Origin of the sequence: Atopobium sp. oral taxon 810 str. F0209, from assembly GCF_000466405.1 — a bacterium.
Classification (GTDB): Bacteria; Actinomycetota; Coriobacteriia; order Coriobacteriales; family Atopobiaceae; genus Olegusella.
The window spans coordinates 77,498-100,949 of sequence record NZ_KE952949.1; the positions used below are offsets into that span (position 1 = coordinate 77,498).

At 50.8% G+C, this 23,452-nt stretch carries 24 protein-coding genes; 18 read left to right on the forward strand and 6 right to left on the reverse strand.

Annotated features, from left to right (window positions below; all coding sequences use genetic code 11):
• The first annotated feature begins 273 nt into the window (after positions 1 to 273).
• The 5 genes from efp (at position 274) to HMPREF9069_RS04570 (ending at position 2,981) form a co-directional block, all read left to right on the forward strand.
• Positions 274 to 846: an elongation factor P gene (gene efp, locus HMPREF9069_RS04550; RefSeq protein WP_035438479.1), complete on the forward strand. Its 573-nt coding sequence runs from the start codon at positions 274 to 276 to the stop codon at positions 844 to 846.
• Positions 847 to 973: 127 nt separating this feature from the next.
• Entirely contained in the window at positions 974 to 1,342 is a 369-nt protein-coding gene (locus HMPREF9069_RS04555) for an Asp23/Gls24 family envelope stress response protein (protein ID WP_021625990.1), read from the forward strand.
• A gap of 6 nt (positions 1,343 to 1,348) precedes the next feature.
• Positions 1,349 to 1,957 carry a transcription antitermination factor NusB gene (gene nusB, locus HMPREF9069_RS04560; RefSeq protein ID WP_021625991.1) on the forward strand — a complete coding sequence of 203 codons (609 nt, stop codon included), beginning with the start codon at positions 1,349 to 1,351 and terminating at the stop codon, positions 1,955 to 1,957.
• A complete protein-coding gene (locus HMPREF9069_RS04565) occupies positions 1,957 to 2,241 on the forward strand; it encodes a hypothetical protein (protein ID WP_021625992.1) in 285 nt (94 codons plus the stop codon). The genes nusB and HMPREF9069_RS04565 overlap by 1 nt, the downstream gene beginning before the upstream one ends.
• Positions 2,242 to 2,246: 5 nt before the next feature.
• The gene (locus tag HMPREF9069_RS04570) at positions 2,247 to 2,981 is read left to right on the forward strand and encodes a TlyA family RNA methyltransferase (protein ID WP_021625993.1); all 735 of its coding nucleotides are present in this window, start codon (positions 2,247 to 2,249) and stop codon (positions 2,979 to 2,981) included.
• A 54-nt stretch (positions 2,982 to 3,035) separates the two neighbouring features.
• Here HMPREF9069_RS04570 and HMPREF9069_RS09575 read toward each other — a convergent pair whose 3' ends face one another.
• Complete coding sequence (locus HMPREF9069_RS09575; RefSeq protein WP_021625994.1) at positions 3,036 to 3,173, reverse strand: hypothetical protein; 138 nt, start codon at positions 3,171 to 3,173, stop codon at positions 3,036 to 3,038.
• 193 nt (positions 3,174 to 3,366) lie between these two features.
• Here HMPREF9069_RS09575 and HMPREF9069_RS04575 point away from each other — a divergent pair, with 193 nt between their 5' ends.
• Both HMPREF9069_RS04575 and HMPREF9069_RS04580 read left to right on the forward strand, forming a co-directional pair.
• Positions 3,367 to 4,221 carry an NAD(+)/NADH kinase gene (locus HMPREF9069_RS04575; RefSeq protein ID WP_035438480.1) on the forward strand — a complete coding sequence of 285 codons (855 nt, stop codon included), beginning with the start codon at positions 3,367 to 3,369 and terminating at the stop codon, positions 4,219 to 4,221.
• 2 nt (positions 4,222 to 4,223) lie between these two features.
• Complete coding sequence (locus HMPREF9069_RS04580) at positions 4,224 to 5,855, forward strand: DNA repair protein RecN (protein ID WP_021625996.1); 1,632 nt, start codon at positions 4,224 to 4,226, stop codon at positions 5,853 to 5,855.
• 59 nt (positions 5,856 to 5,914) lie between these two features.
• On the opposite strand, the gene HMPREF9069_RS04585 is transcribed toward HMPREF9069_RS04580, so the two are convergent.
• Positions 5,915 to 6,712: a TatD family hydrolase gene (locus HMPREF9069_RS04585; protein WP_021625997.1), complete on the reverse strand. Its 798-nt coding sequence runs from the start codon at positions 6,710 to 6,712 to the stop codon at positions 5,915 to 5,917.
• A 5-nt stretch (positions 6,713 to 6,717) separates the two neighbouring features.
• Positions 6,718 to 7,533: a tRNA threonylcarbamoyladenosine dehydratase gene (locus HMPREF9069_RS04590; protein WP_021625998.1), complete on the reverse strand. Its 816-nt coding sequence runs from the start codon at positions 7,531 to 7,533 to the stop codon at positions 6,718 to 6,720.
• 255 nt (positions 7,534 to 7,788) lie between these two features.
• On the opposite strand from HMPREF9069_RS04590, the gene HMPREF9069_RS04595 reads away from it, so the two are divergent.
• The 11 genes from HMPREF9069_RS04595 to HMPREF9069_RS04650 all read left to right on the forward strand — a co-directional run bounded on the left by HMPREF9069_RS04595 (position 7,789) and on the right by HMPREF9069_RS04650 (position 20,560).
• A complete protein-coding gene (locus HMPREF9069_RS04595; protein WP_021625999.1) occupies positions 7,789 to 8,076 on the forward strand; it encodes a hypothetical protein in 288 nt (95 codons plus the stop codon).
• 110 nt (positions 8,077 to 8,186) lie between these two features.
• A complete protein-coding gene (locus HMPREF9069_RS04600) occupies positions 8,187 to 9,167 on the forward strand; it encodes a site-specific tyrosine recombinase (protein WP_021626000.1) in 981 nt (326 codons plus the stop codon).
• An 851-nt stretch (positions 9,168 to 10,018) separates the two neighbouring features.
• Positions 10,019 to 10,450 (forward strand): division/cell wall cluster transcriptional repressor MraZ, encoded by a 432-nt coding sequence (locus tag HMPREF9069_RS04610; protein WP_021626003.1) that lies wholly within the window; start codon positions 10,019 to 10,021, stop codon positions 10,448 to 10,450.
• A 39-nt stretch (positions 10,451 to 10,489) separates the two neighbouring features.
• Positions 10,490 to 11,449 (forward strand): 16S rRNA (cytosine(1402)-N(4))-methyltransferase RsmH, encoded by a 960-nt coding sequence (gene rsmH / locus HMPREF9069_RS04615; RefSeq protein ID WP_084170328.1) that lies wholly within the window; start codon positions 10,490 to 10,492, stop codon positions 11,447 to 11,449.
• 178 nt (positions 11,450 to 11,627) lie between these two features.
• The gene (locus HMPREF9069_RS04620) at positions 11,628 to 12,101 is read left to right on the forward strand and encodes an FtsB/FtsL family cell division protein (RefSeq protein ID WP_021626006.1); all 474 of its coding nucleotides are present in this window, start codon (positions 11,628 to 11,630) and stop codon (positions 12,099 to 12,101) included.
• A gap of 1 nt (position 12,102) precedes the next feature.
• Positions 12,103 to 13,890, forward strand: coding sequence for a peptidoglycan D,D-transpeptidase FtsI family protein (locus tag HMPREF9069_RS04625; RefSeq protein WP_021626007.1), 1,788 nt, complete (start codon positions 12,103 to 12,105; stop codon positions 13,888 to 13,890).
• A 14-nt stretch (positions 13,891 to 13,904) separates the two neighbouring features.
• The gene (locus HMPREF9069_RS04630) at positions 13,905 to 15,365 is read left to right on the forward strand and encodes a UDP-N-acetylmuramoyl-tripeptide--D-alanyl-D-alanine ligase (protein ID WP_021626008.1); all 1,461 of its coding nucleotides are present in this window, start codon (positions 13,905 to 13,907) and stop codon (positions 15,363 to 15,365) included.
• Positions 15,365 to 16,396 (forward strand): phospho-N-acetylmuramoyl-pentapeptide-transferase, encoded by a 1,032-nt coding sequence (mraY, locus tag HMPREF9069_RS04635; protein WP_021626009.1) that lies wholly within the window; start codon positions 15,365 to 15,367, stop codon positions 16,394 to 16,396. The genes HMPREF9069_RS04630 and mraY overlap by 1 nt, the downstream gene beginning before the upstream one ends.
• Before the next feature lie 76 nt (positions 16,397 to 16,472).
• Positions 16,473 to 17,894: a UDP-N-acetylmuramoyl-L-alanine--D-glutamate ligase gene (murD, locus tag HMPREF9069_RS04640; RefSeq protein ID WP_021626010.1), complete on the forward strand. Its 1,422-nt coding sequence runs from the start codon at positions 16,473 to 16,475 to the stop codon at positions 17,892 to 17,894.
• The gene (locus HMPREF9069_RS04645; protein ID WP_021626011.1) at positions 17,887 to 19,446 is read left to right on the forward strand and encodes an FtsW/RodA/SpoVE family cell cycle protein; all 1,560 of its coding nucleotides are present in this window, start codon (positions 17,887 to 17,889) and stop codon (positions 19,444 to 19,446) included. The genes murD and HMPREF9069_RS04645 overlap by 8 nt, the downstream gene beginning before the upstream one ends.
• Positions 19,436 to 20,560: a UDP-N-acetylglucosamine--N-acetylmuramyl-(pentapeptide) pyrophosphoryl-undecaprenol N-acetylglucosamine transferase gene (locus HMPREF9069_RS04650; RefSeq protein WP_035438481.1), complete on the forward strand. Its 1,125-nt coding sequence runs from the start codon at positions 19,436 to 19,438 to the stop codon at positions 20,558 to 20,560. The genes HMPREF9069_RS04645 and HMPREF9069_RS04650 overlap by 11 nt, the downstream gene beginning before the upstream one ends.
• A gap of 85 nt (positions 20,561 to 20,645) precedes the next feature.
• Here HMPREF9069_RS04650 and HMPREF9069_RS04655 read toward each other — a convergent pair whose 3' ends face one another.
• Genes HMPREF9069_RS04655 through HMPREF9069_RS04665 form a run of 3 tightly spaced genes read right to left on the reverse strand, consistent with a single transcriptional unit; the run spans position 20,646 to position 23,447 of the window.
• Positions 20,646 to 22,133 (reverse strand): ABC transporter ATP-binding protein, encoded by a 1,488-nt coding sequence (locus HMPREF9069_RS04655; RefSeq protein WP_021626013.1) that lies wholly within the window; start codon positions 22,131 to 22,133, stop codon positions 20,646 to 20,648.
• A 1-nt stretch (position 22,134) separates the two neighbouring features.
• Positions 22,135 to 22,857, reverse strand: a complete 723-nt coding sequence (locus tag HMPREF9069_RS04660; RefSeq protein ID WP_021626014.1) for an energy-coupling factor transporter transmembrane component T — start codon at positions 22,855 to 22,857, stop codon at positions 22,135 to 22,137.
• A complete protein-coding gene (locus HMPREF9069_RS04665) occupies positions 22,857 to 23,447 on the reverse strand; it encodes an MptD family putative ECF transporter S component (protein ID WP_021626015.1) in 591 nt (196 codons plus the stop codon). The genes HMPREF9069_RS04660 and HMPREF9069_RS04665 overlap by 1 nt, the downstream gene beginning before the upstream one ends.
• Positions 23,448 to 23,452 lie beyond the last annotated feature (5 nt).

The following is a 23,452-nucleotide window of genomic DNA, read 5'->3' on the forward strand; positions in this document are numbered from 1 at the left end:
AGGACTGCGACAGTTGAAACGATATGTGGCGTTTGGCATCTGGCGTGAAATGAAGTGTGGCTTTTGACAATAGGCATGGGACAATACGCAGCGGATAGTGCCTCGGATGAAGAGATGTGCTGATTTGCCTACGTAACCTCGGGCTGGCAAACTAGTCAAGATGTGTAAAAGCGCGACTCAGGCTTTTTGTGCTGCGTTTCTTGGCGTATAGTTAGCACGTATGCGAGTTGCCTGTCGCAGGTAGGCAGGCTGTAACAAAGAAGGGCAGCACCAGTGGCTACAACAACTATTAGCACCGCAGATTTTCGCAATGGCATGGGTATTTATCTCAACAATCACTACTACACTCTTGTTGAGTTTCAGCATGTCAAGCCTGGTAAGGGCGGTGCTTTTGTGCGCTACACCCTCAAGGATTTGCAGTCTGGCAAGACTCTAAACAACCAGACCTGCAATGCAGGCAGCAAGTTTGAGAGTGTCCAGCTTATTACCCATGAGATGCAGTATCTCTACAATGATGGCATCAACTATGTTTTTATGGACAACGAGACCTACGATCAGGTAACCGTTGATCCCAGCTACATTGGCGATAATGCTCAGTGGCTCAAGGAAAACGACACTTGTCAGCTGCTCTACGCTGATACCGAGCTTCTTGGTGTCCAGCCTCCCATGTTTATTGAGGCCGAGATTACTCAGACTGATCCTGGTTTTAAGGGCGACACTGTTCAGGGTGGTACTAAGCCTGCTACCATCGAGACAGGTGCCACTATTCAGGTGCCTATGTATATCAACCAAGGCGAGCGTGTTAAGGTTGATACGCGTACGGGCAAGTTTGTCCAGCGCGTTTAGTTTTTGCGTTTGATTGTGCGCTGACGTTTATAGTTGATGTGACGTTGGTATAGGCGTTGGTGCACATTTGAATTGTTTGTTCACAGCCGTAGGCGGCTTGTCCGCGGCGCGTCCGAAAGGATCTCACATGTCTAGCTCAGAGCTGAACATCGAAGGTATCGGCATCTCGCGCACGGTCGTGTCATCCATTGTGGCAGCTGCGGCCGAGAAGGTCGAAGGCGTTGCTTCTGTGGGCCAGAAGGCCACCGCTTCTAATTTGGTGTCGTCCTTCTTTGCTACGGGTTCTGCAACGCCCGAAAATGACCCAGTGGATGCTGAGGTTGTTGATGGTAAGCTGCACGCCACTGTGCATCTAACTGTTTTGTATGGCTATCCATTCACCCAGCTAGCTGCTTCTGTACGTGAGGCTGTTGAGCTGGCAGTCCAAGAGCAGATGGGCGTTCAGGTTGACGCTGTGGATGTGTGCATCGATAGCATTGTCTTTCCCAAGGAGTAGCCTCTCGTGCTAAAAAATGGATCTTTTGTCGGACGTAGCCTCGCCCGCTCTCAAGCGCTGCAGTTGCTTTTTCAAGCTGAGTTGCGTGATCGTAGTGTTGAGGACGTCCTAACTCAGGGACCTTGTCTTGAGAAGGGTCCCCTGGATGATTTTGGTCGTGAGTTGGCCTTGGGCGTTGAGGACTCTCTGCGCGAGCTTGATACTGTTATTTCAGCACGTTCTGCAGCTTGGCCTGTGGAGCGTATGCCGTTGGTTGACCGCAACTTGTTGCGCATTGCTATCTACGAAATGCTCTACGTTAAGGAAGTTGATATTGCTGTTGCCATTGATGAATGCGTCGAGTTGGCAAAAGCATATGGCACCGATGAGACTCCGCGTTTTGTGAATGGTATTTTAGGTCGTGTTGCCGATCAGCTTGAAGCAGGAGAAGATCCTGTTGAGTTGTCACGCGCAGAGCTCACATCGCGTAAGGCGTCGTCTGCATCGGGCTTTGGCTGGGAGAGCGAAGCTGCAGGTAACGAAGCTGGGGATGCAGATGCTCTTGATAGACAGACCGCAGTCGAGGTCTTTGAGGGTGCCGATGGGGATGTAGTCACCAGCGGAGGAGAGCTCTAATGGCAAAGCCCGATATTTCACAGTATCGTAGTTTCGACCAGATTTGTGACCGTTTAGACGGAATTATCGGATCTGTGCGCGATAAGGATACTTCCCTCGAGCGTTCACTTGACTTATTTGATGAGGCAATTGCTTTGGGTTCGGCAGCAGTCGAGATGGTCGATGTGACTGAGCTGTCTCCTACAGAAGAAGCGCGCCTTCAGGAAGAGGCAGCCAAGGCCACAGAGGACGTTTCTTCTAATGTTGATGCTTCAGTTGAGCAGAGTCCTTCTTCGCAGGATTAGCTGTAATGGTACGTAGGCGTCTCGATCTTGAACTGGTAGAACAGGGATTTTTTTCGAGTCAAACCGAGGCTGCTGCAGCGGTACTTGAGGGACGTGTCTCTACTTCTCATAAGCGGCTAGAGCACCCTGGAGACCAAGTTAAACCAGGCATTTTTTTGCATGTACGCGGGGCACTTTTTTATGTGTCACGTGGTGGCCTCAAGCTGGAACATGGTCTGGCCTATTTTGGTGTCGACCCTACCGGGTTTGCTTGTCTTGATGTGGGCTGCTCTACAGGTGGTTTTACTGATTGCTTATTGCAGCATGGCGCGGCAACTGTGCTTTCGGTGGATGTAGGTCGTGCTGAGTTTTCTTGGGCGTTGCGCAACGACCCGCGCGTGACCCTGCTTGAGGGTACTAATATCGTGGATGTAGCGACTCCTGAGCGTTGTTCCACCATTGACCTTGCTGTATGCGATGTGTCCTTTACCTCTGTTGAGACAATTTTGCCTGCCGTGATGGCCCTGCTTAAACCCACGGCTGCTTTTTTGACTCTGGTAAAGCCGCAGTTTGAGGCTCCGCGCGAGGATGTAGGCGAAGGTGGTATTGTCCGAGACCCCGCTGTTCGTCTTGCCACCGTACAAAAGATAGCTGACGCTTTTAGCCAAGCAGGTCTTTGTGTGGTGGGTAGCTGTGAAAGTCCCATTACTGGGCGTAAAGGCAACATCGAGTATCTCCTGTACGGTACTCGTAGCCGCTAGTATCTTGCGTTTGATGTCGCCTTTCATTTCCGAAAAAACTCCCAAGCTTTCACGCTAACTTTCGGTGCGCTGCGAACCCAGCCCGAAAAGGTCCCAATTTTCTCGTTCAATGAATCGTGAATCCTTTTCTGTTGGCAGCAGAGAATTGGAAACCTTTAGGGCGGCGGCGATGGCGGCGGGGAAGGAAATCATGTGCCCTTTTAGGTGGCGGTACCCAGCATTGGAGGTGGGATCAAAAAGACACTTTTGCGAAAGAGGATGGGGCGCGGGACGCGCAAAGGCTGGTGGGTGATACACTGCAGATAAGTTGAAACGTTTTCGCAGAACGGTGAAAACGAGTGCGCACTACTCGCTTGTTGCCAAAACTGCGTTGAATGGAGCCGATGTGAAAGTCCTTTTTGTCCCCAATTATTCACGGGAAGCCGCAGCGGAGGGTGCTCGTCAACTCGCCGAGTGGCTGGAAGAGCAGAACGTTGAGGTTGCATGGGCTCCTGATAAAAAGCTCTTCCCCAATGCACCGGCTGATACAGAAGATGTCAACCTTGTAGTCTCGTTGGGTGGCGATGGCACGCTTCTGCGTGCGGCGCGTCTCGTAGGCTATCAGGAGATCCCTATCATGGGTATTTCCTACGGTCACTTGGGTTTTCTTACTTGCGGTGAGCCAGACGAGATGTTCAAACTGGTGGAAGCAGCACTGGTGGGAGAACTGCACGCTTCCAAACGAGCAACTCTCGACATCGAAGTTGAGTTTGAGCAGGAAGATGACTCTACATGTATGGAACATCATTTTGCGCTTAATGATATGGCGCTCACGCATGGCGCGCGTGGTGACATGATTGTCTTTGATGTGGCGGTCTCAGGTCACCATATCGACCGCCTACGTGGCGACGGTTTTGTTGTGTCAACAGCGACGGGTTCGACAGGCTATGCGCTCGCGGCGGGTGGTCCCATCGTAACGCCCGAGTTCAAAGGCATGGTTTGTGTGCCAGTTGCTCCTCATACGCTGATGGCGCGTGCATTTCTTACCTCGCCGTCTGATGTTGTTGAGATTACTATCAGTGATGAGCGCAACGCAGACCGTCTCTTTTATGCTGACGGTCAGCCTATTGGTGATGGTAAACATCGCGGCATCAAAGCGACTGTGCGCCGCGGTCCTTCGGATATTATTCTTCTTGACCATAGTTCTAGGAGTTTTTACGAGTCGGTTTCACGCGTTTTTTATGGTAAAGCAGGACAATAAACATGATTGATGAGTTGCGTGCGCGTGATGTGGCGCTAATAAAAGATGCAACAATCAACCCGGCTGCAACAGGGCTTACGGTACTTACTGGCGAGACGGGTACAGGTAAGTCTGCTCTACTTTCTTCAATAAAGTTGCTGATGGGTGAGCGCGCCGATGCGGGAGCAGTACGTGAAGGCGCGGATGCCCTTGTTGTAGAAGCTCGTCTTTTTCTTGCCGATGGTGATCCTGATGGCATGATTGTGCGTCGGCGTGTTGAGGCTGGAGGCCGGGGTCGTGTAGATATTGATGGGCATATGGCTTCGGTGCGTGAGCTTGCTGAGCAAGTTGGTAGTTCAATTGATTTGTGTGGGCAGCATGAGCATCAACGGCTTATTAGTCAGTCAAGTCACGCCGCAATGCTTGATGGCTGGATTGGGAACGCAGCGTATGAAGCTCGGGATGCATATGGTGAGGCATTAGCACATGCGCGCGCGGTGTCGCGCGAGCTCGAGCGTGTGCGCGAAGATGGGCGCAACGCGACTGAGCGATTAGATGAAGCGCAGTTTACGCTTAATCGCATCAATGCGGTTGACCCTCACGAGGGTGAGTACGAGGAGCTCGAAGAGCAGTTGCCGCGCTTTGAGCATGCTGAAGCGTTGATGGGCGCCGCTTCGACGGCACATCGGGCGCTGACGGGCGATAATGGTGCGGAAGATCAGCTTTCTGATGCCATATCAAATCTGCGCGAGGGTGCGCGCTATGACAAGCAGCTCGCCCAGCTCGCAGACACTCTTGAAAACGCACTGATCGAAATTGAGGATGCGTCGCGTGAGTTGCGTGATTATCGCGATTCGGTGGACTTTAATCCTGTCGAGCTTGATCAAATGCAAAGTCGTATGGCAAGTCTGCGTGGTCTCATGCGCAGCTATGGCCCTGGTATACAAGACGTGCTTGAACGTCGCGAACGCGCGTCGCGTATTGTGGCGGCAGCAGCTGATGGAGGAGAAGCTCTGCGTAGAGCGGAGGCGGCGTTGGCTGCAGCTGAGGCCACACTTGCTCAAAAGGCAGACGCGCTCGATGCGTTGCGCCAGGAGGCAGGACCTCGCTTTGCTCGAGAAGTAAGCGAGCAAATGACCTTTTTACAGATGGGCAGTGCCTCAATAGAGTTGGCTGTAGAACGCTTGCCGCGCTCGCAGTGGAGTAGCGAAGGGCCTAGCCGCGTAACATTGATGTATCGCCCTGCTGCAGGTCTTACCGCGCGACCCCTTAGGCGTATTGCTTCGGGTGGTGAGGTAAGTCGCGTGATGCTTGCCATCAAGGTGGTACAAGGTGAGACGGACGTTAGCGACACGCTTGTCTTTGATGAGGTGGATGCTGGTGTTGGCGGTGCTACTGCCGTAGCACTGGCACAGATGCTTGCGCGCTTGGGCAAAAGCCATCAGGTAATTGTTGTGACTCACCTCGCACAAGTGGCAGTCCTTGCTACACGTCATTATTTGGTGTCCAAGTCCGATGGGAATGTGCCCGAGACGACCATCGAACAAATCACTGGCGAAGAGCGCGTTTATGAGATTGCCCGTATGCTTTCGGGTGATGAAACAGCAGCGTCTCTTGCGCATGCCCGCGAAATGCTTGAGGAAGCAGCGCGCTAGCGCAATGTAGCGATAAGTGTGGGATTGCTTGAAACTTTATAAAGGAAGGAAGCAGCGCACTAACGTAGCGTTGCAATAAGTTGCTGACTACGCTTGGAAACTTGCTCTGCCAATATAGTAGGTTCAACCTTACGTATATTTGCAAGCTGCAGTAGCGCTTGATGTAGCGCATCAGACATGCTCTGTGCAATATGTACCGCGTTTGCCGCATCGTCTCTCGGAGGATAATCAGTTTCAAGTAACAGTCGCTCAGCAGGCAACTGGCGTGCATATTCGCGCCCGCGCTTGGAGGCGAGCATAAGTTTGCCTATTGAAAAAAGACAACCTGCGCGTACGGCTCGTGTGAGTTCGGGACTGCTTGCAGAAAACCAGTGTATGATGCAAACACAACTGCGTACTACATCCGTCTCTTCCAAAATATCTAACACGGTATCTACCGAACGAACCCCATGAATAGACAAGATTGAGCCTGGCTGGATATGGTGTGCAAGACGGTCAAATGCTGCAATCTGAGCATCCTTAGAACCCAGGTGAGCAGCCCCAAAATCCAACCCCACCTCTGCGACCAAACACGGTTTTTTTGTAAGCAGATCTTCTGCGGCGCGTAGCTCTGCTTCCTTGCATTGACTAGCCCACCACGGATGGAGACCTACGCCCGCAGACCAATCGGTTCCTGCAAGTATCTGGGTGACCTCTGTGTGGCGCTCGGGCGTAACCATGCAGCAGAAGCCTCCTGCTATGTTGCGCTGTTTAAGTTTGCGTGTGGTATCTGGGATATTGGCGCAAAAATCTAGATGGCAATGCATGTCATACAAAGGGATAGGCAAATCGAATATGTCGGCAGAAGAACTCTTCATCTTTTTTACTTTCCCGCACCTGCGCCGCCGACTCCAGCATCAGGTCCACCCTTAATACTAGCAATACGACAAATCACATGTCCCGCGAGCATCTGACCCATGATGGGTGGCATAAATGATGCGGTTCCTAGAGGAGAACGCTCACCTGCGGCAGTACCTTTTACACGATTGAGCGGCACTTCAGTTGAGAAAAGCACCTCAAGCTTTTTGACTCCGCGTTTGCGACAAAGCTTGCGCAAGTCTTTACAGAGCGGGCAGGTATGTGTCTGGCTAATATCGGCAAATTGCAGCAGCTCAGGGCGGACTTTGTTGGCAGCTCCTGTAGCGGCTACCAGGGGAAAGCCCCGTCCTTCACGTTCGAGTTTTTGCACAAGATACGCTAGCTCGAGTTTTTGCGAGATGGTATCAATTGCGTCGATAACATAATCGAGCTTGCCAAGGTAGGGTTCAAAAAGCTCGGGCAGATTATCCCGTGTGACAAAAAGATGGTGTGTCTCAACCTTGCAGGCAGGGTTGATGTCGGCAATCATTTGACGCATTGCGTCGGTCTTGGCCATGCCAATTGTGGAATGGAAAGCGAGCGCTTGTCGATTGATATTGCTGGGTTCAACAACGTCGCGGTCGACCAAAATAAGATGTCCGATGCCACCACGCGCAAGTGCTTCCACGCAGCTGGAACCCACGCCGCCTAGTCCTATCACCATTACACAGGCGCCGCTAAGTTTTGCGAGCCCGTCTGCACCAAAGACAGGTAGCAGGCGGTCTTGCGCTGAACTATTATTTTGCGAACTAAGAAGCTGGCTGGTGGTTATGGCTGTCATATATATCCTCGATAAGCTATTCCGGCAGTTGCAGGCCGCCTACCATTTAAATAGGAAATACCAGCCTGCTATTTGTAAATATAACTAAAACGATTTGTAATTATTAGCCTAGAGCTGAGTGTTAGGCGAAGACCTTGATTACGTGAAGGAAATATTAATAAAAAGTTAGGCCTAGATTTAATAACTTGTATCAATATATAGCTATTACAAGCGGTGCATACACGCTTTAGGTTTGCTCAAAAGTAAAGGCACGCTATGACTGCTCAAGATGTAGAAGCAAAAAAGAGAATTTTTTCATGGCCCGTAGTCATTGTCGTTGATACCGTGATACTCCTTATTGTGGGATATTTGACTTGGAGAGGTATCGTAGACTCTAATCTATTCGGTCTTGTTATAGGAACATTATTTGCCCTCTCAGTCTTTGAAGACGCATGGATGAAAAATGCTGAGGGGGAGCGTGGCACAGCCAAGCTTTTTGTTTGCTTAGGACTCATTGTCTTTGCTGCTGATGTTATCTCCTATATTGTGTTGTCTGGCAGATAGGTTCGTCTGACGATGTAGAACGATGACATGGGATCGGGGTCATCATTAATTTTATAAAGACTTACATCAGAGATTAGCCACTACCATTGTAGGGAGGTAGTAATCCAGCAATGAATCTTGATCAAGCTCGAGATGATTTTTTGGGCTATCTCACTATTGAGCAGGGAAGCTCACGCAATACTACTGCCTCCTATGGTCGTGACTTGCAGCGCTATGTCGACTATCTTGCCAAGCAAAACATCACGGCTCCGGATTCTGTTAAACGTGCAGATGTGGAGACCTATATTGCTACGCTTTCAGATGAGGGCTATGCAGCGCGTTCCATTGATCGAGCCGTATCGGCCATCCGTAGCTTTCACCGCTTTATGGTGGCTGATCAAATTTGTGAAACATTGCCGACAGCAGATCTACCTGCACCTAAGGCTCCACTTCACCTACCCGATGTGGTGTCGCGCGAGCGCATGGCACGTCTTTTAGATGAGCAAAACTTTGAGGTGACACCACGTCCAGGCGAGAAGGAAGAGTCTTTGCGTTTCCGCAAACGAGTTGCCTGTGGTCTGCGTGACAAAGCAATGCTTGAGCTGCTATATGGTTGTGGTTTGCGTGTCTCGGAACTCTGCGGACTCGACCGGCGGACAGTCTTTCTGGATGATGAGCTGCTGCGTGTCTTTGGCAAGGGTTCAAAGGAACGCGTTGTTCCCATTATGGGAGCAGCTGCACGAGCGCTTGTGCGCTATTTGCAGGATGGACGTCCCGTGCTGGAGGGTAATCGCAGTGGAGATGCCATTTTTCTCTCTACAAGAGGAACGCGCATTACGCGCCAGGCGGTGTTTTCGATAGTGGCAGAGGCGGGGGAGCGTGCAGGCATTCCGACTCCCGAAGGTGTTGATGGAAAGCGTCATGGTTTGCATCCGCATACATTGCGTCACAGCTTTGCAACGCATTTGTTGGAAGGTGGTGCGGACTTGCGCGTTGTGCAGGAGTTGCTGGGACATGCGTCGGTTTCGACGACGCAGCTATATACCCATGTCGACCGTACTCATCTGCGCGAAGTGTATCTTGAGGCTCACCCTCGAGCGCATATTAGCTAGTTTTTTTGAGCTGTACTATGGCTTTATGGCGGTGCAATAGCGCCGCTCTGCTTCACACAATTTCTGCTTCACAAAAGCGCACTCACAAAAAACGTGCTCATCATTCGATAAAGGGTGCTTTATGAACCCGTTGTCTTCCATTTAATGCAGACGGTTCAAAACCGTACCAAACAGCTCGAGAAAGTGCAGGTAAATTTTCTTCCGAGGGTGCATCTTGAACCCGATGCAAGCAGAAGGGTGCTTATTGAACCGCCTGCAGGTAAAAAGGTGCTTCTTGAACCCGATGCATAACGTTTTCCACAGAAGGTTCAAAAGCGTACCAAGTGTGTGGAGAAACCCCAGATAAAAAATGGCGCGAGGGTGTTTATTGAACCGCCTGCAGGGAAAAGGGCGCTTATTGAACCCGTTGTGGGCAAAAGGGTGTTTTGTGAACCGCCTATGGGAAGGTACAGCTGGAAGGGTGCACGGCGGAGCTGGCTGCGACGGTGCATAATGCGTGGCTGGGCACAAAATGTGAGAACGGTTACAGGTACACCATTAAATCTCCACATTGAGAAAAATAAATTTTGCATTGAATTTCTTGTGGTTATCACAAATGCATTCCACTACATATAGTGGTTTAAAAAATTGAAAGTACTTTCTTTTTAAGAAAGCGCAGGATGTGACTGACACTAATTCTCAATTTCCCGACGGCATTTTTGCCGTTCGGGGCGCTTTAGTAGCTTTCGGCATAAAAATGTCTAATTGTGTCGAAAAGTGTCGCTAATTCCCTCTATAGTATTGCCACGGCCCTTTTTGGGGCGAGTGTTTGTTGTTGAGAAGAACAGTGACGTGTTAGAAGGGAGGCTCAGATGTATCTCACTGGTTCCAAGCGTGCAAACCTTGATTCCAAGTGCCGTCTGACCCTTCAGGCTGACTATCGCCGCGATTTTCCTGACGGCAAAATCAAGCTCGTTCCCGTTCAGGGCGCATTGTACGGATTCACTCTTGAGGGCTATGTCAGCTGGGTCACCGGCGTCTGCCCCAACGCGAGCGATCCCAAAAGCGCCGACGCCCGTCGTGCCCGTGCGCTCAATTCTCATGCTGTTGAGGTCGACATTGATGCCGCTGGCCGCATTAGCGTGGGCAAGTCGAGCGAGCACGACCGCGAACGTCTTGGTCTAAAGCGCGAGGTTGTGATTGCTGGTAACGGCGATCACTTCGAGATTTGGGATGCTGCCCGTTGGGATCAGTTGCAGGCGGATGCAGAGGACGAGGAATTTGAAGCATATCTCTTTGGCTAATCCAAGGTTGTATGTTTTGCCGCTGAAGGAGTGAAGGTTTTGACAGAAGAATATCGACACGTACCCGTGATGCTAAACGAAGTCCTCGCCGTGCTTGATCCCAAAGCAGGGGATGTAGTTTGTGATTGCACGCTTGGGGGAGCAGGGCATAGTGTCAAGCTTGCCGAGCGTATTGCACCTGATGGACTTTCAATTGGCATCGATCAGGATGATGCAGCACTTGCTGCAGCAACCGAGCGCTTTGATACTGAGGTGCCGGAAGCTGAGCGCATCTTTCTCAAGGGCAACTTTGACGAGATGGATAGCTTGCTGCTTAAAGCTGGAGTTCCCGGAGTAGATTGTTTCCTCTTTGACTTGGGAGTTTCTTCTCCGCAACTTGACGTTCCCGAGCGTGGCTTTAGCTACCACGAGGACGCACCACTTGATATGCGCATGGATCCGGAAAACAATCCAAAAAACGCAGCAGAGGTCATCAACACTACAAACGAATCCGACCTCGCCCGGATCCTCCGCGTATATGGGGACGAACGCTTTGCCAAACGTATTGCTCACGAGATTTGCAAACGGAGGGAACAGGCGCCAATTGAGACGACGCTTCAGCTGGTAGATGTTATCAAGTCAGCAATTCCTGCAGCAGCGCGCCGCAGTGGTGGACATCCTGCGCGTAAGACCTTCCAAGCGTTGCGCATCGAGGTAAATCATGAACTGGATGCACTCGAGCAGGGCCTGCGCGCGGCAGTTCGTTGGGCTAATCCTGGTGGCCGCATCTGTGTGATTTCGTATCACTCACTTGAGGATCGTATCGTCAAGCATGTGTTTGCCGAGTACTCACATGACAACACGCCGCCTGATATTCCGATTTCGACTTACGTGCCGATACTCAAAGTCACGACCCGCAAGCCCCTCATCGCCACTGACGAGGAGGTTGCCCAGAACGCGAGGGCAAGAAGCGCGCTTCTTAGAGCCGCTCTCAAGCTCGACGAGAAGGGCAAGGTATAGCAACTCCGACCCTCGGGTCGTCTTGCAAGGTGTTATTGCACTATCGCAGCATAAATGAAGTACTACGCAACAGCACAAAGTAGAACGAAGCTTAAACGCACTACCAACGCAGTACCAATGAAGTACTACCGCAACACAAACGATGGAGAGCTGAAGCTCTCAGATAGGAAGCAGAACAATGGTTTATGAGGGGGCCGAGGCACTTCGTCTCGAAGGCGCACAAGTACGTAGTGCGCGCCCCTACGGCGCACCAGTTGCTGCCCCCTCCTTCGAGGTTTACGAAGGTGGTGGTCTCGACGCTCGTGCCCGTCAGGGAGTCGATTCTACATTCATCTCTCGTGTGCGCATGGTTGCCATTGTGGTGCTTGCCGTTGTTATTGTGGGAGCATTTCGTGTAGCTCTATCTGCGGCAACGGTGAATTCACTTCAGGCTAGTTTAGGCTTGCGGAGCAAGGTTGAGAGTTTGCAAAACATGAATGCTAAACTTGAGATTGAACGTTCAGTAGAGTCTTCCTCACAACGTATTATTGCGATTGCAACTCAGAATTACGGCATGGTATACGCCAGCGATGTGGATACCATCAGGCTTGATCACAAAAGCACAGATACAAGCAGCGCAATCTCTGAAGCCTCGAGTAAAGTCGAGTCCTAAGATGGCCCGCTCGAGGGGTCGAGGCTTCGGGGATGTACCCGGAGCCTCTTATGATGAGGCTCGCCGCAATCGTGAAGAAAAGCGTCGCCAGCGCTTTGGATCGCAAGGTCAGGGTGCGACCGATTATGGCTTTGCTATTATCTTTCGCTGGTTTTTAGCGGTGGCTATTGTGGTTGCCGCGCGTCTACTTATTTTGCAAGTGATTGATGCTCCCAAGCTTGCGGCTACAGGCAAGGCGCAGCGTACCAATACCATTGCACTGCATGCCAAGCGCGGCACTATCTACGATCGCAATGGTAATGTGCTTGCGGTGAGCGAAGACTGCAAAACCATCTATGCCAATCCTAAAGAAATATCTGATGTACGCAAAGCTGCTCGTGCGTTGGCAAAGGTGTTTGGCGGCATGTCTTCGGACTATATTCCCAAACTGCGCCAAGATGCGAGTTTTGTCTATGTGCGTCGTCAGGTTGATACCAAGCTTGCAAAAGAGCTTCAGACCGAACTTAAAAAAAACAAGCTCACAGGCATTTACTTTCTCGATGACACTAAACGTGTCTATCCCTACAAAGGGGTGGCGAGTCAGGTACTTGGTGTTGTCGGCGTAGATGGGGAAGGTCTTTCAGGCCTTGAACTTTACTATGAAGACATTCTGCATGGCAGCGATGGTGAGATGATTATGGAGCGCGGCCTGTATGGCGAGCCCATTGCAGGTGCTACTGCCGAGATTACGCCTGCCAAAAATGGTGCTGACATCATGATTGGTCTTGATATCAATATCCAGCAGGTTGCCGAAGAACAAATTACTGAGGCAGTCAAGACCTATACCGCTGATTCTGGCTCGGTTATGGTGACCGATCCGACAACGGGGGAAATCCTTGCTGCTTGCTCGACACCCCTTCTTGATTTGACGGACCTTTCGGAGGCAGAAGCTGCAGCCTATACCTTGCGTCCAGTCACTAGCTCATACGAGCCGGGTTCGATTTTTAAAGTTCTTACCGCTGCTATCGGTGTTGATAACAAGTTAATGGAAGACACAAGTACCTGGACAGTGCCTGCTGAGGTCAAGGTAGGCGACAATTATGTTACCGATGTCGATAACCGTGACTATACAATGACCATGAGTCTCCGCGAGATTATGCGTCGCTCGTCTAATACTGGTATGGCTCTCATTGGTCAGCAGGTCATCGGTCCCAAGCGTTTCTCGCAAGGTGTTGATGATTTCCATATTGGCCATAAAACTGGTATTGACTATCCCGGTGAAACCAAAGGCATTGTGAAAACAATGAAGCAATACGACGGCTCTACTCTGGGCAATATGGCCTTTGGTCAAGGTCTTGCCATTCCTATGGTGCAAATGGTTGAGGCGGTGGGCTCTGTTGCCAACGGCGGCACGCTCTATACTCCTCATTTTCTCAAGACCAAAGATGACAAAGAGGTGGAGTGGAAGAGTCATGGCAAATCTGTCTCATCCAAGACTTGTGCCATGGTGACCGATATCATGCGTACCGTTGTCGATGAAGGCACAGCAATGGATGGTGATGTTGAAGGTTACGATGTCGCAGCAAAAACGGGTACAGGCCAGCAGGTGACCGAAGATGGATCTGGCTACAAGCCTGATAGTTTTGTGTCTTCCCTTATCGGTTTTGCAAATGCTAGTGACCCTCGAGTTTTGGTCTATGTAGGTCTTAACGGTACGGGATATCACGGCTCCGCAGCAGGACCTGCATTCTCGGCTATCATGAGTGAAGCACTTTCTGACATGGGAGTCAGACCGGCGAGTGATGAATAGCGCAAGGAGTGCCGATGCTAGATTTGAACGTTGCAGATATTGCGGCTGCAACTGCTGCAACTATAGTGTGTGGAGATACAGACAAGCAGGTCACAGCAGTAGAAACAGATTCGCGCCGCGTAGCGGCGGGGATGCTTTTGGTTTGCTTTCCTGGTGAGCATGTTGATGGCAATGATTTTGCTGCATCTGCAGTAAAAGCAGGCGCTGCTGCTATCGCTTTGACACGTGAACCTACATTCGATCTTGTGGCTGCAGCTCAGAGTGCCTCCTGTGCGCTCCTGCGCGTTGCGGATGATGACCCTACAGAATTTATGCTACGTCTGGCCGAGGCGTGGCGTCTTCGCAACCCCCAATGGGCTGTTGTAGGCGTAACGGGCTCGGTAGGTAAAACCACTACCAAAGATTTGCTAGCAGCGGGTCTCGGTGCTTGTTGGAAGACACATGCTACTGCAGGCAACTTTAATAATCTGATTGGCCTGCCCCTCACCTTGCTTTCGGCTGATCCCAGCGATGAAGTTGTGGTTTGTGAGATGGGCATGAATCACAAAGGCGAGCTTTCGCGTCTTACCAAAGTAGCGCGTCCAACTGTTGCTTTGATTACCAATGTTGGTACGAGTCACATTGGCCTGTTGGGTAGCCGCGAAAATATTGCACGCGCCAAAGCAGAAATTATCGAAGGTCTCCGGCCCAGCGCCGTGCTGCAGCATGTATCAATCGGTGACGTGCAATCTTGTTTGGTTATGACCAGCGACAATGATTTTGCCCCCTTTATTGAAGAAGAGTTTTGCCGTCCTGCAGCAGTTGAGACGAGCTATGTTGGTGTAGGCGAGCAGAGCACCTTGAGCTGCAGCTCCATTGCTCTTGACGAGTTGGGGCGTCCTGAGTTTGATGTGAGCTTCCCCGATGGCGCTATACGCCACAGCAAGTTGCAGGTCCCTGGCGCGGCGGTTGTTTCTGATTATCTCCTTGCTCTTGCTATTGCCGAGCGCTTAGGTGCCAATAGAGATAGGGTCTGCTCTGCTATGGAGCACATGTCTGCTTCTCATATGCGCCTTGAGGTAGTTGGCGGTGGCGAGCAGCCCCGTCTTATTGATGACTCCTACAATGCTAGTCCCACCTCAATGGCAGCTGCTCTCGATGTACTTGCATCTCTTCCTTGCACCGGCAGGCGTATTGCAGTGTTGGGCGAGATGGGGGAGATGGGCGTTGAATCTGCCCGTCTTCATGAGTACGTGGGCTGTTATGCAGCGGCGAAAAAACCTGACCTTATTGTGTGGGTTGGTACAAAAGATGCAGCCCTTATGCGCGAAGCGGCGCTCGTTATGGGGTTTTCTGATGACCGTATGGAATCTTTTTCTGATGCAGCAGCCGCGCTTACCACTATCAAGCCTATCCTTAATGCCAAAGACCTTGTTTTGGTGAAAGCCTCGCGTTCGGCAGGCCTTGATGCGTTTGTGAAAGGAGTACTTGCCTAATGTTTGGCAGTCCTGCATACCCTAGTTACCGAATCTTTTTAGCAACTGCTATTGCCGCAGTGGTTTCTATAGTGCTCATGCCGTTCTTTATCAAGCTGATGCATCACGAACATGTAGGACAGCAAATTCGTGCTGACGGTCCTGGAACCCATCTTGTCAAACAGGGCACTCCAACGATGGGCGGCATTATTATTTTGCTTGCTGCCTTAGTAGCGACAGCTATTCAGGCGCATTGGACGCCTGGTCTCAAGCTTGCTGTAATTGCAACTTTGCTTACAGGCTCTTTGGGTCTGCTTGATGATATTGAGTCAGTGGCTCACAAACGCTCGCTCGGTTTGACTCCCGGCCAAAAGATGCTTGGGTTAGCTTTGATTTCACTGGGTTTTTGTACCCTTGCGGTGAATTTTTGTTATGTGCGTCCTACAGTGGAATTTCCAGGCGGTTTTACCATTGATTTAGGGGTATTGACTTCTCATTTTTTGATTTTTGGTAAATGGGTTCATTTCCCTTGGCTCTACCTTATCTTTGTATTCTTGCTTATGGCTGGTCTGTCCAATGCGGTCAATCTTACCGATGGTCTGGATGGCCTGGCTGGTGGCTGTTCGATGGTTGTTTTTTTGATTATGGCGCTGGTTGCTTTTTCATATGATGAAGCAAATCTTGCCGTTTTTGCAGGGTCTCTTGCTGGCGCTATTGTTGGTTTTCTCTGGTATAACTGCTATCCTGCTCAGATTTTTATGGGTGATACAGGTTCTTTAGGTCTAGGTGCCGCTTTTGCAGCTCTTGCGGTACTTACCAAAACCGAGGTGAGCTCGCTGGTCATGGGAGGTCTCTTTATCGTTGAGGCACTTTCAGTCATGATTCAGGTTGCGTCCTTCAAACTGACGGGAAAGCGTGTCTTTTTGATGGCTCCTCTTCATCACCATTTTGAAAAGAAGGGCTGGTCGGAGACCAAAGTTGTCATTCGTTTTTGGATTGTGTCTGCTGCTTTTGCAGCGCTTGGTTTTGCTCTGTACTTCCAGCTTCGCTAGGGCAGAGTAGAGAAAAAAAGAACTTGTAAGAGACGCGGTTTTAAGCGTCTGCTAGTTGCTGGGGGAGTCTTGCAAGATGACAGAAAGCCAAACTATTCTGGGTCATGTGCTCGTCCTCGGAATGGGGATGACTGGCGAGTATGTCGCGCGTTATTGTGCGGCTTTGTTGGGCGGTCGCGTCTTGTCTGTCACACTTTATGGTGGGGCAAGTTCTGCTAAAGGTGATGCAAGTGAGGCTTTAACGGCGCAAGGTGTTCACTGCGTGCTGGGCTGCGAAGCAGTGGAGGGCAACTATGATCTCTGCATTGCTTCTCCTGGTATTTCTGAATTTTCCCCTTTTTTTGTGGCAGCCAAAAACTGCAGCAAGGAGATTATTTCTGAGCCCGAGTTTGCCTGGTGTGAATCGCCACGCAATTGGATTGCTATCACAGGTACTAATGGCAAGACCACCACAACTAGCTTGACGACTGCGATTTTGCACGAAGGTCAGCTTAGGGCAACGTCGGTAGGCAATATTGGCTTTCTTGCGACCAAAGCACTTGCAGGGCGAGCTGACGATGAATGGTTTGTGGCAGAGCTTTCGAGTTTTCAATTGGCCTGTAGCAAGACTTTGCATCCTCGTGTTGCGATGCTGCTGAATGTAACGCCTGATCATATCGCTTGGCATAAGTCGATTGAAAACTACGCCGCTGCCAAAGAGCGCATCTTTGCCAATCTTGAGGCAGATGACCTCGCTATCATCTCTGATACCGATGCGTGGTGCTGTGCTATTGCAGAGCGTCTACAGGCTCGCAATCTGCGGGTTTGTCTGCTTAATCCTGCACGTGATGCAGGTAGTTCTTGTGCTGCTTTTGTGCGAGCGGGGCAGTTAGTAGTTCGCCTAGACGGTACTGAGTACCTTTTGGTGCGTGCCGACGAATTGCAGATAAAAGGTGAGCATAATCTTGCTGATGCACTTGCTGCTGCGGCTGCAGCACTTGAGTTGGGCATTGATGCTGAAGCTGTTAATCGTTGCTTAAAAAGCTTCCATCCGCTTGAGCACCGTATTGAACCCTGTGGTGAGCTTAAGGGCGTTCACTTTGTGAATGATTCCAAGGCTACCAATGTTGATGCCACAGAAAAAGCGTTGGCAGCTTTCAAACCAGGCTCGTTGGTGTTGCTACTTGGTGGCCATGACAAGGGCACTAATCTTGATGAACTGAGCAAACTTGTAGTCAAAACCTGTGCTGGCGTTGTTTGTTTTGGCGAAGCAGGACCGCGTTTTGCAAAGACTATCCGTGCACATGTAAGTAAAGACTCGACGCTGCATCTGCGGACTGTGGCACATCTTGCTGATGCTGTGGATACCGCTTGGGAGCTTGCCCATGATGGTCAGACCATCTTGCTATCTCCCGCCTGCTCTAGTTTTGATGAATTTTCTGGTTTTGAAGAGCGTGGGCGTGTCTTTAAGGACCTTGTAGTCCGCCTCATTGCTGCAGGAGGTTTGCAGCATGAATAGAAGCGGTAGACGTGACGCATCTTCGCGTCAAAGAGGAAGAATCGAGCGGGCTATCAGTGGATGCCCCGAGCGTTTTGTACGACCTTTGACCCTGTTTTTGGTGGCATCCTTTGCGCTTTTTCTTTTTGGCTTGGTGATGATTTATTCTGCCTCGTCCATTATGGCGCTCACGAGTAAAAACTTTAACAACGATACTACTTTTTTTGTTTCGCGCCAGCTTAAGTATGCCGCTATTGGACTTGTGATTTTGGTCTTTCTTGCAAAGGTTGATTACCACATTTGGGGCGTTAAGTTGCTGCCAGTGTTTTGGGTCATTACCTTAGTGTTGCTGCTTATTGTTAAATTCACCTCATCTGGCTCTGATTCTTATGGCGCTACTCGTTGGATTTCCATTGCTGGTTTTAGATTTCAACCGTCCGAGTTTGCAAAAATTGTCATTGTGCTGACGGGTGCCAATCTTGCGCACGCATACTTTGAGGATGACTCTATTCCCTTTAAAAAATTTGTTTGGCTTTCTGTGGTTGGTATTGGTCTGCCCTTGTTGCTCATCCTTATTCAACCTGATAAGGGTACGACGATGATCTGTGCGGCAACACTGCTGGTTATGGTCTATCTCAGTGGCGTACCAGGCAAGCCCCTTGTTATGCTTGCGGGTGTTGGCGTCGTATTTTTCTTTGCCTATTCAATGAAAGATGCTTATTCGCGTCAGCGTATTCTTACGGTCTTGAACCCTTGGTCTGATCCTCTTGTTACGGGGTATCAGATTATCCAAGGTTTTTACGCCTTTGCGGCTGGCGGTATTTTTGGCGTCGGCATTGGAGCAAGTAGGCAAAAATACTCGTATCTTCCCTTTGCCCACAACGACTTTATTTTTGCTGTGGTAGGCGAAGAATGTGGTCTTGTAGGCACTTTGGGTGTAGTTGCAGGTTTTGCAGTGATCTTTTGGGCAGGTATGCGCATATCTCGCAATGCGCCTGACCTTGCCGGTAGGCTTATTGCTGCAGGTAGTGTATCGATGATGGTAATTCAGCTCTTCGTTAATATCTGTGGCGTTTTGGCAATTATGCCCATGACGGGTAAGCCCGTACCGTTCCTGTCTTATGGCGGATCTTCGATTATTTCAACATTGATGACAGTAGGCGTGGTGACATCAGTCGCTCTGCATTCACGCCTGGAAGAGACTGAGTCTGATCGTCGTCGTGAAGATTTCTCACTTGCGTCTCGCGGTCGCGCGCCTCGGAGTTATGAGGATAGCGGTATGGTTGGAGAAGCAGTGCCACGTTCTGTTCGTCCGTTAGGTACGCCTCTAACGCAGAGTACGCCGCTTACATCCAGCTCTGCTCGTCCACGTTTTCAAGTATACGAGGGTGGGAGTGGTAATCCTGTTGCTCAGCCACGTGCCAATCACACAGATTTGCAAAATCGTGGTCGCATTAGCGAAGATGCATATGGTCGCAGAAGAATAGACCTGGGACCGGATGCAGCGGAGCGCCTGCGTCCCAAACGCAATAATTCGGCTCGTCAAAGAAGGAGTGATCGACGTGGAAGATAAGCTCAAGATTGCTATTGCTGCGGGCGGTACTGCAGGCCACATCAATCCTGCGCTGGCGCTTGCCGATGAACTTGCTTCTCGCGGTCATGAAGTGCTTTTCTTTGGCCAGTCAACTCGTCTTGAGGCTCAACTAGTGCCGGCAGCGGGTTTTGATTTTGCACCAATTTGTGTAACGGGTTTTGATCGCAGTCGTCCTTGGACTGCCTTGAGTGCAGTTTGGCATATGCATAAGGCCGAGGGTACGGTAGGCAAGATTGTGGCTGACAAAGGCATACCCGATGTTGCTATTGGCTTTGGTGCCTACATTGAGATGCCCTTGCTGCGTTGGTGCGCATCACATGGCGTACCTTATGTGCTCCATGAGCAAAATTCTGTACCAGGGCTTGCCAATAAACTTTGTGCCAAGCATGCGTCTTGCCTCTGCTTGTCGTTCCCTGCAGCGCGTGGTGCCTTTGCGGGCAAAACAGGCGAGCAGACCCAAGTGGTGCTTACGGGAAATCCCGTGCGTCGCGCTGTAGTGCAGGCGAGTAGACGTGCAGGCCGTGCTACTTTTGGCATACCTGAGGATGCCACGCTACTTTTAGTCTTTGGCGGTAGCCTAGGTGCTCGTCACCTCAATCATCGTATTGCTGAGCTCAAAACACAGTTACTAGCACAGGATAATCTCTATATCATTCACTCGACAGGTGCCAAGGACTATGACGAGACGCTTGCTGCTTTGGATTTGACTGCAGAGGAGAAGGCTCGCTGGCAACTGTTGCCGTACATAGAGGATATGGGAGGAGCACTAGCAGCTGCTGACCTTGTCGTATCTCGCGCAGGCGCTTCGTCCATTGCAGAAATTGCAGCGCTTGCAGTGCCCTCGGTATTAGTTCCTTATCCTTTTGCAACAGAAAATCATCAGGAGACCAATGCTCATTTGCTGGTAGATGTAGGGGCCGCTCTCATGTACATCGATGAGGCTATTGATGAGCAAAGCTTTGCCGATGGCCTGTTAGGATTGCTCGCGGATGCCGATGCTCGCGCTCAGATGCGCACCGCTGCTCAAGGTCTTGGTGGGGCAACTGCTGTTGCAGCTTTGGCAGATCAAGTGGAAGCCACCGCTCGTCGTTAAGGTCGTTGGACACACGGATGCATAGATTGACACAGGTCAGATGCACTTCTGACCTTGAGGTATACTCCGAACCCCATGTTCCAAGCTAGTTCAGAAAAAACGAGGCTATTCGCGAGGCAGTCTCGTTGTTTATGAAATAGCTTTCAGTGGCGTATCCTCCATCCATCTGCACAACATAGTCAGCGCACAATGCGATGAGTTCCAGGTCATGGGTAATGATGAGAGTTGTCTTCCCAAGATTGCAAAGCATCTTCAGTACTTGAGCGGTCTGGCGCATGTGGCGGTAGTCGAATCCACTTGTAGGCTCGTCGAAAATTAGTATCTCCTCATCTGCGGCTAGTGCGCTGGCAATGGCCACGCGCTGTTTCTGGCCACCTGAGAGTGCCATTGGATGTTGCTCCGAAAGGTCTTCCATATCCATGAGTTGAAGCGCCTTGTGTGCCTTTTTCTCGCGCAGATCTTTTGGGATTGCCCCTGGCACACTGATTAACACTTCTTCCAGCACACTGTCAGTGAATAGCTGGTGGTTCACGTCTTGCATGACCATGTAGCAGAAAGACAGCATCTTGCCAATGGGAATTTCTTTTCCGTCTAGGAACACTGTGCCTTTTGCTCGTCTGTTCAACCCGCAAAGCGTTCGTGCCAGCGTGCTCTTGCCGGCACCGTTCCGTCCAACTATGGCTGTGATGTGGCTTTGGGGGAATGCTAAGTCCGGAATATCTATACCGAGCGTGCCTGAGTAATGGAAACAGACATCCTCGAGCCTTATCATGGGGGCTCTACTCGTGCTTCGGGTGGGGAAGGAAACAGAGCCTAGATCTGTCGTCCGAAGACCCATCCCCGCACATTCCCTAGTGGTCATCGCGGCGAATACATCCGCGTCCAGCGACTGGATAATCTCTCCATCGCGGAAGACTAGCACACGATCGGCAAGTCCTTTCAAAAAGAAGAGTCGGTGCTCTGCAATGATGACCGTCTTGCCCTGCTCCTTCCATAGGGCGAGCGTCTTTCGCAGTGCCTTGATGCTCTCCATATCCAAGTTGGACGACGGCTCGTCCAGTACAATTACGTCGCTGCCTGCTACAGCTACGCTACCGCAGGCAATCTTCTGCTTCTCGCCGCCAGACAGTGCGAACATATTCCGTCTCAACAGCGGTTTTAGGTCGAGTAGCTCGGCTGTATTAGCAATGTTATGTTTAATTTGCTTTGGGTCTCGTCCCTGGTTTTCTGCGGCGAAGGCCAATTCACTCGTGGTATCTACATTGAAGAACTGGTTGCGAGGGTTTTGGAAGACGCTGCCCACGCGTTTGGCCGTCTCGTAGAGGGGCTGTGCGGTAACGTTTTTGCCCGCCAGCAGAACCTCGCCTTTCAGATTTCCCTCGAAGTAATGGGGAATGAGCCCGTTGACTAGTCGACAGGCAGTTGTTTTCCCACAGCCCGAGTTGCCAGTGAGGACAACGAACTCACCAGTTTGGATGGACAGGCTCACGTCTTTCAGGGCCGAACGCATCCGAACGCTTCCGTCCGAGTCCGTTACACGATAGGCATAATAGACGTCTTTGAACTCGATCATGTCAAGTCACCACAAACAGAACTAGTACTGCTATGAGCAGTGTCAGCAGGATATAGTCGCGTGCGCGGAAGCCGACCTCGCAGATGTGTGTGCGTCTCACGCTGCCGCCGAGCCCCTTAGTCAATGCTGCCTGCGAGAGCTCGTCGGCGATACGCACGGTACTCATCATGACGGGGACTAGTTCGTACTCTATGCGCTTCACGAAACCTGAATGCATACCGGTAACCTGCCGCATCCGCATAGCATCGGTGATGGCGCTATTCTCTTCGGCGATTGTTGGAAAGAAACGGAACATCACTGATAAGGGAATCGTCACTGTAGACGGTATGCGCATACGTTCCATAGCGGCGATGAACTCGGCAACAGTGGTGCTCTGCATCACACAGTACCCCATCACGATGGGTGCAAGGAATCGTGAAATAAGCCCACCTAATATCATGACAATCATGTTGAGTGCACCGCTGGTTAGTCGGAAGGCTGCACCCTCCATTAATAATGCGAAGACATAGAGCGCTGTGTAAACTGCAGCGAACTGCCAACGTTGGAGTGCCAAGAGCCCGAGCAGCGGCAGGATGCAACAGACTAGACGCAGCCAGAAGTCGATACCGACGATGCTGCCATCAATCATCACGGAACTTACGGTCAGAATGGCGAGCAGTCCAACCCTGGGATCCAGAAGCGAACGCTCGCCAGTGATTTGGAATGTACTTAACTCAGCCTGCATCAGGCCATGCCCGCCTTCCTGAAGTGCTTCTTCAGTACTGCTGAGCCCATAAGACCGCCGATAATGCCGCCCACAAAGCACAGCGCGATCAATACGAACAACGCCCAATCTGGTGTGAGGCTGGCAAGGGTGTCTACGTAGGCTTGACCGTAGCTACTGACAAGGCCGGCAAGGTAGTTGTCGCGATAGCTGAAGAACAAGGGTAGCGCCATGCCTATCATCCACAAGGAAAGAATGCCAGAAGAGAGTACACAGGATTTCACACTCTTGTATTGGCCAGCCTTAAGGATCAGGTCGGCGCACAATCCAGCAGCAATTGCGATGAAGAGTACCGGCCAAGGTCGTCCCATCACCAGCTCCAGCAGGCCTAGGATAAGTGCCATGATGGTTACCATGCCAAATTTCTTCGCCCTTGTGAGGAAGAGCATATACGGGATTCCCGCAACGATGGGGCAGATGGCAGGAAGAAGAACCAACAGGATTGGGATATACCCGATGAAGCTGACGACGAAAAACACCATGAAGTAGAGTGAGGTGAACACGCCAATATTGATGAGGTCCTTTACGGCAAGTTTGTTGTTTTCTTCCATATTTT